Genomic DNA, 12,015 nt, shown 5'->3' on the forward strand with positions numbered 1-12,015 from the left:
AAGGTGATACGTACTAATGAAGATAGCAATTATCGGAGCAATGGATGAAGAAGTAGCAATTTTAAGAGAGAAAATTGAGAATAGACAGGAAACCAAAGTTGCTGAAAGTGTTTTTTATACCGGGACGCTGAATGGGTATGATGTTATTTTATTAAAATCAGGAATTGGGAAAGTTAATGCAGCTATATCTACAACTATCTTATTACAGCAATTTAAACCAGATTATGTTGTAAATACAGGCTCTGCAGGTGGTCATTTAAAAACGCTTAATGTAGGAGATATTGTCATTTCTTCAGAGGTAAGACATCATGATGTGGATGTAACTGCTTTTAACTATGAATATGGGCAAGTTCCTGGATTGCCTGCTGCATTTAAAGCAGATGAAAAGCTAATCGAATTAGCTGAAAAAAGTGCGGAAGGAATCACAGATATACAGGTTGTGACAGGATTGATTGCAACAGGTGACTCCTTCATGAATGATCCAGAGCGAGTTTCATTTGTAAGTCAAAAGTTTGGTGATCTATATGCTGTAGAGATGGAAGCAGCGGCTGTAGCGCAAGTTTGCCACCAATTTAAAGTACCATTTGTAGTAATCCGTGCTTTATCGGATATCGCAGGTAAAGAGTCTGATGTATCGTTTGAACAATTCCTCCAAACGGCAGCAGCACATTCATCAAACGTGGTTGAAAAAATAGTAGAACAGATTAATAAGTCTTTATAACTTTATTCAGGATACCTTAGACCTTTGAAAGTAATTGATTCCATAATGATTTTTACAATATTTTGAATAGAGTCAGTAACAGGCTGAATAAAGTTATGCCCTGGCGGATGCCACAGATTTTCAATGGAAGATTATCAATCAGTAAGATCAAAGACTAAAAACGCCACTTCCTGTGGCAACGTCTATATGACCCACTTTCCTGTGGACCTAAAATCTGGGCGGGAATTCGCCAAGGCGAATTTGATTAAAACGGAGTGAATTAACATGCAAGTGTATCAAAATGTTCACGGGCTTATCGGAAATACCCCGATTGTTGAGATTACGAAATTTCCATTAACTAATGGTGTTCGTCTTTTTGCAAAGCTCGAATTCTTTAATCCGGGCGGGAGTATAAAAGATCGTTTAGGAGTTGAACTTCTTCAAGAAGCCTTTGCTACAGGTCAGATAACTGAAGGAGGAACGATTATTGAGCCTACTGCCGGCAATACTGGGATTGGACTTGCACTTGCTGCAATCGATCGTAATGTAAATGTGATTCTTTGTGTTCCTGAAAAGTTTTCAGTTGAAAAACAAGAGTTGATGAAGGCGTTAGGGGCCACTATCGTCAATACTCCAACAGAGGCAGGTATGACTGGTGCGATTGAAAAGGCAAAAGAGCTTCTTAATGAAATTCCAAATTCCTATTGTCCACAGCAATTCGCAAACCCAGCGAACCCTGAAACCTACTATAAAACAATTGGACCGGAGATTTGGCAACAGCTTGAGGGACAAATAGATATTTTCGTAGCGGGAGCAGGTACTGGTGGTACTTTTATGGGGACTGCGAAGTATTTAAAGGAAAAGAAACAGTCAATAAAGACCGTTATCGTTGAACCAGAGGGCTCAATCTTAAATGGTGGTGAATCAGGCCCACATAAAACAGAAGGAATTGGAATGGAATTTCTTCCAGGCTATATGGATACATCCTATTTTGACTCGATTCATACTGTATCTGATGAAGATGCGTTCCGACGAGTGAAAGAAATAGCACGTTCGGAGGGGCTTCTTGTCGGCAGTTCTTCAGGTGCAGCCCTTCATGCTGCTCTTGTAGAGTCAGAAAAGGCACTGCCAGGATCACATATTCTAGTCATTTTTCCTGATAGTAGTGAACGCTATTTAAGTAAAAAAATATATCAAGGTGGGATTTAAAGATGAAACGTAAAACGATGCTTATTCATGGAGGAGTTGGCGAGGATCCACAGACAGGTGCGGTTAATACGCCTATCTACCAGGTTAGCACATATAAACAAGAAGGAATTGGAGGCCATAAAGGCTTTGAATATTCAAGAACTGGAAATCCAACCAGACATGCACTAGAAGAATTAATTAAGGATATTGAAGGTGGAGAAAGAGGGTTTGCATTTGGCTCTGGTATGGCTGCGATTACAGCCGTAATGATGTTATTTAACAGCGGGGACCATGTCATTTTAACAGACGATGTATACGGTGGAACATATCGCATAATGACAAAGGTTCTTAACCGACTAGGTATTGATTCAACCTTTGTTGATTCGAGTAATCTGGACAATATTGAAGGTGAAATTCGTGAAAATACTAAAGCGATTTATATCGAATCTCCAACAAATCCTTTATTAAAAATTACCGATATTAAAGGGGCTTCAGCAATTGCAAAGAAACATAACCTCTTAACTATCGTTGATAACACGTTTAGCACACCGTATTGGCAAACACCAATTGCACTTGGTGCTGATATTGTTTTACACAGTGCTACCAAATATATTGGTGGTCATAGCGATGTAGTAGCTGGTCTTGCGGTTGTTAACTCTGCTAAGCTGGGTGAAGAATTACATTTCGTTCAAAACTCAACTGGAGGGGTTCTTGGTCCTCAGGATTCCTGGTTATTAATTCGTGGAATTCGTACACTTGGAATAAGGATGGAAGAGCATGAGGAAAATACGAAGAAAATAGTTGAGTTTCTTCAAAACCATCCAGCGGTTAATAAAGTATATTATCCAGGGATTGAATCCCATCCAAATCACGCCATTGCTAAAGAACAAGCAAAAGGATTTGGTGGAATGGTTTCCTTTGATGTTGGCAGTGAAGAAAATGCAGATAAGCTATTAAGTAAAGTTAAATACTTTACCTTAGCGGAAAGTTTAGGTGCAGTCGAAAGCTTGATTTCTGTGCCAGCTAAAATGACCCATGCCTCCATCCCAGCAGATCGCCGTGCGGAACTAGGCATTGGAGATGGGCTAGTACGTATTTCTGTTGGTTTAGAAGATGTTGAAGACTTAATCGAAGACCTCGAACAAGGCTTGCGATAAAAATTATAAACCTCTGGCCCTTTTATGGGTTAGAGGTTTTTTTCAGTGATTCAAACTGCTAATATTTACATCCGTAACAACCTATCAAGCTATGATATTATAGGGTAGAAGTTTAATAAATTGGTAGGTGGATACATGATGGAACAAAGTAAACAAATGAAGAACCTGCGTACTAAAGTCAAAGACTACACAAACTTCGGTTACATCCTTCTTGTATTAAGTGTATTTTTATATATCGGCGTTATCATTCCGGAGGGACGTTCTCCGTTTCAACTATATACAATGATGGGTTCTACACTCATTCTCTTAAGCTTGTCATTTACATTTTTTATTTTAGTGATTAAATATAAAAAACGACTCGAAGAATAATAGTCCTTCACCTGAATTTTTGGTGAAGGAATTTTTTTGCAAAAAAAGTGTTTACATGTGCACCTTAATTGGTTATAATTACCACAGTAGGAAAAAATTAATGACAAAAGGAGGTCGAGTAAAATGATGAAAGTAAAAGTGACGATGACAAATATTACAACTTCATATGAAACAATCTATTCGACCAAACCGGTGATTAATTTTTAATTTTATTGATACGTTAATCATGCCACAGGTGGAATAGTATGCCTGTGGCTTTATTATGGCCTTAACGCCACAGGACTCGTATACCTGTGGCCTTTTTGTGTCAATTTTTCCTGCACAAGTTTTTAAATGTAAAGCTAACGAACAAAGGAGGTGAGCCAATAATGACCATCAATCTATTTTTCTTAACAATCTCGATTTCAAAACGTGAAAAGTCTATCGAGGAATATGTACATGAAGAAAAAGTCAATAAACATATGGAAGAAATGAAGGAACGCCAATATTCAATGATACGCTTATTTTAATCAACCAAAAATAAGAAAAGGAAAGGGGAATGTTGAAAATGTTAATGAGAAATTTTCCGATTATAGCTTGGTTATCTGTGGAGAAGGATTCCACCTAACGTACTAAAATCATAGGAGGAGTTTCGAATGCTTTCGGTACATGTGCTGATTTTTACCATTTTATTTTCAAAGAAAGATAAACAATAAATTGAAAGGAGCGCCATAAGAGGCGCTCCTTTTTGCCGACTTAATTTTGTCAAATTTCTTTAACACAATGTTCAAAAGTGGATAACGTTTACACAGTTCCTAAGTGATAAAGTAAAAGTAAGAAGTACATCCTTTATGGAGGTTGATAATTATGTTTATGATCGTTATGGGAGTTGTTATTACAGCTGTTATTGCCATTGTTATTGGAACAGAGGTAAGTGTAGAATTATAAAAAATTAGAAAAAAAGTGGACTGCATAGCCTGCAGTCCACTTATACTTTATGTCCTTCTTTTTTCTTTTTCTGCGCGATAAAATTCATGGAACATTTTCATTAATGCACGCTTTTCAATCCGCGATACATAGCTTCTTGAGATACCAAGTTCTTTAGCAATTTCACGCTGGGTTTTTTCCTTCTTTAAATCAAGTCCGAACCTGCCCACAATTACTTCCTTTTCCCGGTCATCAAGGACATCAATGTATTCTTTAATCTTCTCAAGCTCCATATTTAATTGGATGGTTTCAATCACATCTTCCGTTTCAGATTTTAACACATCAATTAGACTAATTTCATTTCCTTCTTTATCCTGGCCGATTGGATCATGAAGAGATACATCCTTTTTTGTCTTTTTTAGGGCTCGCAAATGCATTAAAATCTCATTTTCTATACAACGCGCGGCATACGTTGCAAGTTTCGTTCCTTTTCCTTGTGAATAGCTTTCGATTGCCTTAATCAAACCGATAGTCCCAATTGATATGAGATCCTCTGTGTCCTCACCTGTGTTTTCGAATTTTTTTACTATATGAGCGACTAGCCGTAGATTATGTTCAATTAACACATTCCGAGCATGTTCATTTCCCTCGGCCAACAATTGTAAGTATTTCTTCTCTTCAGAAGAAGATAACGGTTGAGGAAAAGCATTGTTCTTAACATAGGATACTAAAAATAATAATTCTTTTACAAAATAACCTAATGCTGCTAAAAGTCCAGACATTCGCTCACCTCCACATATATCGTAGTGTATGTATCCATATCCATTACACTACTACCCTAGGCGTTTGCCCATTTACTTAATGTTATGTGGAAAGATGCTTCCTTGTGTCTGTCCAATGTAAAAAAGCTGATGATAGTACAAAAGACGATCTTTTATACTCCAACAGCCCTAAAATATTTCGAGTTACTTTATAATAGTAAAAAATGGTGCGATTGCAATAATTAAAGCTAATCCAAAAACAACGATGGAACCAGGTTTATTTTTATCTTTCCAAAGAGAAATGGAAAACCCGACTGCATAGAGAGTGGTAATAGTCATCATCAAATAAATAAATGCATTCATACCTTAATCTCTTATCCTTTCATAACTTGGTAATTCCGACTGACGCCCAAATTCAGAAAAAGTGATATCGACATTAACGCTAATATCTGCTTCAGGATAGGATTTCATCCAATCATAATCCTCCCATTCTGGGATAGTTAAGAACTGTTTCCTAGCTTCTAGGGAAAAACCAAAGAGGTCAGCTTTGAATTCCTCCTGCGTACGTTTAAGCAGATTATTAATTCTTTGCTCAAAACCTTTTTTGATGTGATCCTTTAATTCGCTCCTTTTTTGCTCATTATCTGCATAACTCACCATACTATGGTCAGTTAATATTTTTGCTTGGAGAGGTAGATTCACCTTGATTTTTGGTGCTTGCTTTGATACATCCATAGTTATTTGAGGGGAGTTTATTTGAATAAAGCGTGATGTAATATAATAATTTTTCTTAAAAGGATCTGGGAAAGAAACCAAAAAGCTAGGGTTAGTTGCCTCTTTGTTAAGCAATTGAGTTAACCTTGTCTCCTCCACTGATAATTTTCCAATCATTTGTCCCTCTTTAAAGACTGCAGAACCAAGAAATTGGGCAGGGTTAGTATCACCAGTTACATGTAAGTTTCCAGCTATGAAGTTTGCATCCATGTTTTTTTTGGCAGTCACTTTGTCTTGCTCAGTTGTTGCATAGGCAGAAATAAATAGATCTGCATCTGCTTCGGTTATTCTAAAAAAATTGTGTATCTTAGAATTTGGAATAAATCCAATTTCGGTTGCATGGACGAACATTGTCTCAAAATATTCGTGTCTTCTTGTTTCAAGCTTTGGTTTGTTTTGATCAATAAAAGTCTTTGCCTCTTCCTTCGTAACTATGATTTTTGAATCACGTCTAATTTCACGGTCCTTGGTTGCATCATACATCCAGCGAACAAAATCCTTATCTTTTGCAAGCTCCTCTGAAACAATAAAGAAGTCTAAAATGTCGTATGTAATAGCTTTCGCTATAACAGCGTTAGCGATATTTTGTGATTGAATAAAATCTGAAGCATTGAATGTAATTGTTTCATGTGTTGGTTCACTTGAGCCTCCACCTTCTTGCGTTGAACCAGCTTCTGGATTAGATATTAGATAAGTGATTTCTATAAATCCTTTTACATCTGATTTATCAAGACCAATTCCAAGGACATAAGCTCTTTGATCAATCTCCTCCATATCCCAGCAGCCGACTAACATAAATAAAATAAATAGTATTAAGAATGGCCTAATTTTTTTGGCTTGTTTTTTCATGTTTCAAATCCCCTTTAAATTTTGCAACTATCCACATGACACAAGGAAGCAAAAGAAACATAGGGCTCAGAATGTTAATCAGATTTTCTCTTATCTTAAAGATTGTGAAGGTAGGCGCCTCTGGTGCAATCCCGAAAATAACAACGATTGTTGCTATAATGGGTGTTAGATATTCAAAATTTTTAATATTACATATACCCCCGATAAATATGGCAATTAAATATAAATAGACTGTAAAACGAATAAATGAGGCAATTATCCAAAATGGAAAGAAAAAAGTTTCAATATTTGTTAAAAATCCTACCCTAATTAAGCGTATTAATTCTTGATAAGGATAATCAATCATTTTTAATCCCTCATAATCGAAAACAAGTAAATAGATGATAAATGAAATAGTAATCTCAATAATCACAATAGAAAATGCAATCCAGGTTCCTTTTTTATAGGCTTTTGCTGATACAAGGTAGGGAGCAATTAATCCTAAATAAAAGAATTCTACAAAAATAGATACATGGGTTGTACTCTTTTTTACTACTTCTACAATCCCTGGTCCGAAAAATGGAAACAAGAAAGAAGAGCTACTTTCTTTTAGCGATAAAATTAAGGCGATGAGCAGTGAAAATTTTATATAGAAAAGTACTAGCCATGAAACACTTCCAATATGTTCAAGGCCCTTGTTTGCGCCATAAGCACAAACAGCCATTAGCACAGTATAAATGATTAAGATAGGTGTCTCTGTAAAATACATTGTTCCAATAATATCAACATAAATGGCAGAGTCCAAAGTGAGCCCAGTAAGACCCGAAAGGACCAGAATACAGGAAAGAAAGGTTCCTAAAAATTTTCCAAATAGATGAATAATAACGTCATGTAAATTTTTATTTTTGTAGGCTGTTATGACTTTTAATGTTAAAAAAATTGGAATAATAGAAAATAACCCAATAATAATAGGTGCCATCCATAAGGCGTTACTAAGATAGTTTACGAAAATGGCTGGGGTATCATCAGAAAGCTTTACACCAACAACCAAGATTACCATAGCAACAAATTCTCTTATTCCAATTTTACCTTTAGATTGCTCCATTTTTTATTCCTCAGCTTTTTTTATGACGTCTTTTGGCTTTAGATAACCTGGACGAATTCTTTCACTCTTTAAAATCTGTCTGATGATTGTATCCTTAGATGAAAGGTATTTTGGTGACATTGGAGATAAGTACGGAACACCAAAAGATTTTAAGGAAACCATATAAAACATCCCAACAGTAAACAAAGCAGTCATACCAAAAATACCAAATAGGCCAGCAGAAAGAATAATAATGAAACGTATAATTCTTATCGCAAAATTCATGCTTACATCACTTAGTGTAAATGAACAAAGACCACCTAAAGCTACAACAATAACTACAATGGGGCTAACAATGTTCGCCTGTACAGCTGCCTGACCTAAAATAAGTGCCCCAACAATCCCAATTGTCGGTCCGATAGGATTAGGGACTCGAAGTCCTGCTTCTCGAATAAGTTCGAAAGCTATTTCCATCATTAATATTTCTACAAGTGCAGGGAAAGGAACTTTTTCACGAGTTGCAGATATAGCTAATAAAAGATCAGTGGGGACCATTTCTGAATGGTAATTCGTTACTGATACATAAATAGCTGATGCGAAAAGAGTAATAAACAATGCACATACACGTAATACTCGGATGAAATTACCATAAATAAATCGTAAATAATGATCTTCAGGGTTATGAATAAAAGACCAAAATGTTGTCGGCAATATTAATGCAGCAGGTGAGTTATTCATTAATAACACGATATATCCGTCTTCTAAGAATGAAGACGCACGATCAGGTCTTTCAGTATACAAGAGACTAGGGAAGATTGATTTCGGTCTTTCTTCAATATATTGTTCTAAAAGTGAAAGGTTTTGGATTGCATCGACATCCAATGAATTTACTCTCTCTTTTATATTTTTGACCATTTTGTCGTTGGCGAGATCCTTGATATATAGAATATAAAGTTCATTATTAGATCGTTTGGATATAGTAGATTGCTCTACGATTAAGTTTTCACTTCTAATCTTTTTTCGAATTAGTGATATATTTGTATCTACCTTTTCGTTAAAAGCTTCCTTTGGGCCCTTAATGACAACTTCATTTTCGGCTTTTTCAACGGATCTACTTTGAAAATCAGAGGTACCGATGATAAATGAATGTGGTTTACCATCAATTAGTAATACTGCATTCCCTTGATTTGCACCGATAACAATATCTTGAACTTTGTTTACTTTTGAAAATGATTGGACTTCTATAAGGTCCTGTATTTCCTTAGATGGACTTTGATTGTTAAGCAAAGGTTCTAGAATATGATTACTAATCATTTTTATATCAGTGATAGTTGAAATAAATAATACAGCTGCTTATTTATTTAGCCCACCAATCGTAAAATTATGGATTTTTACATCATTGTTTTCCGGGACCGAATATATCTTTTTTAATATTGAAATATTTATTTGCAGGTCTAAGTCAATTTCCTGCTTTTTTATTTGAATATCTTCAGTAGCAGATTCTTCCGGATATTGTTCGGGGTCCAGTTTAGTGTCTTTAAACTTTTCTATATAGTTTTGAATTAATTTCTTCTTCATTACAAACAACTCCGGGTTTTTCCTAAGTTTACCACCAAAGGTAAAATTTCATTCAAGGTATGTAAAAAGGTGAGAAAGTCAAAAACTTCCCGAAATGATAGAAATTTTTTAAAAATCCATTTATAATGAATCATATAAATTATTTAGGGAGACTAAGTAATTAGAAGGGAGAAACAAATATGAGCACGAGTACATATGAACTAAAATGGGATTTAGACGTCTTTTTCGAAGGGGGAAGCAGTTCACCTGCATTTCACTCCTTCTTGGAAGCGCTACATAAGGAACTTTCAGAATTCGATGCTTTAGTTGACGCTTTTCAAGTACCAACAAATGAGAAAGATAAAGAAGAATTATTAAACATACTAAATGCTTTCCAATCATCTTTTAAAAAGCTTCGCCAAGCAGGTGCCTTTGTTAGCTGCTTGACAGCACAAGATACTACAGATCGTGGCGCTACTCTTTTACAAGGAAAAACAACACAGTTAAGTGCACAACTTCAATCGGTACTTACTGCTTTTGATCAAAAGCTGGTTGCAATTGAGGAATCAGTTTGGAATAAGCTTTTATCAGAGGAGCCATTAAATGAGCTATCGTATGTATTAGAAGAAAGAAGAATGAGAGCAAAAGAAAAGCTATCACTTGAGCAAGAAAATCTTATTAATGCCTTAGGTGTTGATGGATATCACGCTTGGGGACAGCTTTATAATATGGTAGTTGGAAACATCAAAGTTCCATTTAAGGAAAATGGAGAAGAAAAACAACTTTCTGTTGGACAAGCATTTAACAAATTTTCAAGCTCTGACCGTAATGTCCGCAAGACGATGTTTGAGCAATGGGAAAAAGCTTGGGCTGAACATTCAGATTATATTGGTGAGTCGTTGAATCATCTTGGCGGGTTCCGTTTAAATGTGTATAAAGCACGAGGGTGGGAAAATGTTCTCCAAGAACCGTTAGATATAAACAGAATGTCTAAGGAAACGCTTGAAACCATGTGGTCCGTTATTACGGAATACAAAGCTCCATTTGTTGAGTATTTGAACCGTAAAGCAAAGGTATTAGGTCTAAATAAACTTAGTTGGTATGATTTGGATGCACCAGTAGGACAAACTGAATCAAAGGTCTCCTATCAAGAAGGTGCCGAATTTATATTAGACCAATTTAGTAAGTTTGGATCTGAGCTTACTGAATTTACCCAAAAAGCATTTGAAGATAGCTGGATTGAAGCTGAAGATCGTCCTGGTAAACGACCAGGCGGGTTTTGCACAAGTTTCCCTGAAAGCAATCAATCTAGAATCTTTATGACGTTCTCAGGAACACCATCTAATGTATCAACGCTTGCCCATGAGCTGGGCCATGCATTTCATCAGCATGCTATGGCAGGGGTTCACACGTTAAATCGTAGTTATGCAATGAACGTTGCAGAAACTGCATCCACGTTCGCAGAAATGATTGTCGCGGATGCATCTGTAAAAAATGCAAAATCAGAAGATGAAAAGCTCGCTCTTCTAGAGGATAAAATCCAGAGAAGTGTTGCGTTTTATATGAATATTCATGCTCGGTTCTTATTTGAAACAAGATTCTATGAAGAACGCAAACAGGGTATTGTAAGCACAGATCGTCTTAATGAACTTATGCTTGAAGCGCAGAAGGAAGCATACTGTGGCGCACTAGAGGAATACCATCCACAATTCTGGGCGTCAAAAATGCATTTCTATATAACTGGAGTACCTTTTTATAACTTCCCATATACATTTGGCTATTTATTCTCTTTAGGTATTTATGCAAAGGCATTAGAAGAGGGAACAGATTATGAAGAGAAGTACATTGCACTGTTAAAGGATACAGCAAGCATGAAAGTAGAAGACCTTGCTGCAAAGCACTTAGGTGTTGATTTGACGAAGCGCGACTTCTGGGAAAAAGCAGTAAAACTTTCGATAAAAGATGTCGAGGAATTTTTAGAACTGACCAAGTAATTAGAAAAGCAAAATCTGCATGGCCTTAGGCAATAGAATCCTTTGGTGCCTGGAGCCAGAAAAGAAAAAACACCTATCTGCTGTTAAAAGTGGATAGGTGTTTTTGGATTTGAATTAAACTTTCCTTAATTTAAATGTACCAACCATCAGGAAGGACAGGATAATCATGAGGTAAATAAAAAATTGAGGAGAAACATAAGGGATTGCTAAGAAGCTTAATGTCAAAAGACAGCCTGCAGCTGTAATTGGTAAGCCAATGAAGAAGCCTTTATTGTCGCTAATATTAAATTTTGCTAATCGAAATGCGCCGCATCCGATATAAAAAACGGTGAAAAACATTCCCGGTGCTCCGAATTCATGAATAATTCCTTGGTATAATAAAAGTGCAGGTGCGACTCCAAATGAAATAATATCACACATCGAGTCAAGCTGTTTTCCAAGCTCTGATTCAATTTGAAATTTTCTTGCTACCATTCCATCAAATCGATCAGCAAGAGCGGCTAAAAAGATCAATAATAATCCTAAATTTAATTCGTTTTTAAGAATAAATAATATTGAAAAACCACCTAAGCTTAAGTTAATTAAAGTAAGAATATTAGCGGTGTGTGCTTTAAGCTTTTTTAAAGTTGAATCTAAATAATCTAATAAAAACATCTCATCACTCCTTTCTTGGAAAAGTCTTTGTAAAAAGGACCAA

At 35.9% G+C, this 12,015-nt stretch carries 13 protein-coding genes; 6 read left to right on the plus strand and 7 right to left on the minus strand.

The window, feature by feature from the left end; translation table 11 throughout:
• The first annotated feature begins 16 nt into the window (after positions 1-16).
• The 5 genes from mtnN to AC6CHV_RS13925 all read left to right on the plus strand — a co-directional run bounded on the left by mtnN (position 17) and on the right by AC6CHV_RS13925 (position 3,923).
• Positions 17-721, plus strand: a complete 705-nt coding sequence (mtnN, locus tag AC6CHV_RS13905) for a 5'-methylthioadenosine/S-adenosylhomocysteine nucleosidase (protein ID WP_121447287.1) — start codon at positions 17-19, stop codon at positions 719-721.
• A 264-nt stretch (positions 722-985) separates the two neighbouring features.
• Positions 986-1,909, plus strand: a complete 924-nt coding sequence (locus AC6CHV_RS13910) for a cysteine synthase (RefSeq protein WP_498079070.1) — start codon at positions 986-988, stop codon at positions 1,907-1,909.
• Positions 1,910-1,911: 2 nt separating this feature from the next.
• Positions 1,912-3,045: a bifunctional cystathionine gamma-lyase/homocysteine desulfhydrase gene (locus tag AC6CHV_RS13915; protein WP_498079071.1), complete on the plus strand. Its 1,134-nt coding sequence runs from the start codon at positions 1,912-1,914 to the stop codon at positions 3,043-3,045.
• Between the two features lie 138 nt (positions 3,046-3,183).
• On the plus strand, positions 3,184-3,414 hold the full coding sequence (locus AC6CHV_RS13920; RefSeq protein WP_246006429.1) for a YrhC family protein: 231 nt from the start codon (positions 3,184-3,186) through the stop codon (positions 3,412-3,414).
• Positions 3,415-3,782: 368 nt separating this feature from the next.
• Positions 3,783-3,923 (plus strand): YrzI family small protein, encoded by a 141-nt coding sequence (locus tag AC6CHV_RS13925; protein ID WP_121447284.1) that lies wholly within the window; start codon positions 3,783-3,785, stop codon positions 3,921-3,923.
• Between the two features lie 465 nt (positions 3,924-4,388).
• On the opposite strand, the gene sigK is transcribed toward AC6CHV_RS13925, so the two are convergent.
• From sigK to AC6CHV_RS13955, 6 genes are all read right to left on the minus strand, one after another.
• A complete protein-coding gene (sigK, locus tag AC6CHV_RS13930) occupies positions 4,389-5,102 on the minus strand; it encodes an RNA polymerase sporulation sigma factor SigK (RefSeq protein WP_309099832.1) in 714 nt (237 codons plus the stop codon).
• Positions 5,103-5,285: 183 nt separating this feature from the next.
• The gene (locus AC6CHV_RS13935; protein ID WP_165918189.1) at positions 5,286-5,444 is read right to left on the minus strand and encodes a hypothetical protein; all 159 of its coding nucleotides are present in this window, start codon (positions 5,442-5,444) and stop codon (positions 5,286-5,288) included.
• Positions 5,445-5,447: 3 nt separating this feature from the next.
• On the minus strand, positions 5,448-6,704 hold the full coding sequence (locus tag AC6CHV_RS13940) for a Ger(x)C family spore germination protein (protein ID WP_498079072.1): 1,257 nt from the start codon (positions 6,702-6,704) through the stop codon (positions 5,448-5,450).
• Entirely contained in the window at positions 6,679-7,788 is a 1,110-nt protein-coding gene (locus tag AC6CHV_RS13945) for a GerAB/ArcD/ProY family transporter (protein WP_498079073.1), read from the minus strand. Before AC6CHV_RS13945 ends, AC6CHV_RS13940 begins: the two co-directional genes overlap by 26 nt.
• Positions 7,789-7,791: 3 nt before the next feature.
• Positions 7,792-9,105, minus strand: a complete 1,314-nt coding sequence (locus AC6CHV_RS13950) for a spore germination protein (protein WP_498079087.1) — start codon at positions 9,103-9,105, stop codon at positions 7,792-7,794.
• A gap of 15 nt (positions 9,106-9,120) precedes the next feature.
• Positions 9,121-9,345 carry a hypothetical protein gene (locus tag AC6CHV_RS13955; protein WP_498079074.1) on the minus strand — a complete coding sequence of 75 codons (225 nt, stop codon included), beginning with the start codon at positions 9,343-9,345 and terminating at the stop codon, positions 9,121-9,123.
• A gap of 179 nt (positions 9,346-9,524) precedes the next feature.
• Here AC6CHV_RS13955 and AC6CHV_RS13960 point away from each other — a divergent pair, with 179 nt between their 5' ends.
• A complete protein-coding gene (locus tag AC6CHV_RS13960) occupies positions 9,525-11,318 on the plus strand; it encodes a M3 family oligoendopeptidase (protein ID WP_498079075.1) in 1,794 nt (597 codons plus the stop codon).
• Between the two features lie 114 nt (positions 11,319-11,432).
• On the opposite strand, the gene pssA is transcribed toward AC6CHV_RS13960, so the two are convergent.
• Positions 11,433-11,972, minus strand: a complete 540-nt coding sequence (gene pssA / locus AC6CHV_RS13965) for a CDP-diacylglycerol--serine O-phosphatidyltransferase (RefSeq protein ID WP_341330797.1) — start codon at positions 11,970-11,972, stop codon at positions 11,433-11,435.
• Positions 11,973-12,015: the final 43 nt, after the last annotated feature.

The sequence above is a fragment of the Ferdinandcohnia sp. GQ5 genome (assembly GCF_059759275.1).

Coding starts and splice junctions, on each gene's coding strand:
- mtnN (WP_121447287.1), top strand. CDS start 17: ATGAAGATAGCAATTATCGGAGCAATGGATGAAGAAGTAGCAATTTTA.
- AC6CHV_RS13910 (WP_498079070.1), top strand. CDS start 986: ATGCAAGTGTATCAAAATGTTCACGGGCTTATCGGAAATACCCCGATT.
- AC6CHV_RS13915 (WP_498079071.1), top strand. CDS start 1,912: ATGAAACGTAAAACGATGCTTATTCATGGAGGAGTTGGCGAGGATCCA.
- AC6CHV_RS13920 (WP_246006429.1), top strand. CDS start 3,184: ATGGAACAAAGTAAACAAATGAAGAACCTGCGTACTAAAGTCAAAGAC.
- AC6CHV_RS13925 (WP_121447284.1), top strand. CDS start 3,783: ATGACCATCAATCTATTTTTCTTAACAATCTCGATTTCAAAACGTGAA.
- sigK (WP_309099832.1), bottom strand. CDS start 5,102: ATGTCTGGACTTTTAGCAGCATTAGGTTATTTTGTAAAAGAATTATTA.
- AC6CHV_RS13935 (WP_165918189.1), bottom strand. CDS start 5,444: ATGAATGCATTTATTTATTTGATGATGACTATTACCACTCTCTATGCA.
- AC6CHV_RS13940 (WP_498079072.1), bottom strand. CDS start 6,704: ATGAAAAAACAAGCCAAAAAAATTAGGCCATTCTTAATACTATTTATT.
- AC6CHV_RS13945 (WP_498079073.1), bottom strand. CDS start 7,788: ATGGAGCAATCTAAAGGTAAAATTGGAATAAGAGAATTTGTTGCTATG.
- AC6CHV_RS13955 (WP_498079074.1), bottom strand. CDS start 9,345: ATGAAGAAGAAATTAATTCAAAACTATATAGAAAAGTTTAAAGACACT.
- AC6CHV_RS13960 (WP_498079075.1), top strand. CDS start 9,525: ATGAGCACGAGTACATATGAACTAAAATGGGATTTAGACGTCTTTTTC.
- pssA (WP_341330797.1), bottom strand. CDS start 11,972: ATGTTTTTATTAGATTATTTAGATTCAACTTTAAAAAAGCTTAAAGCA.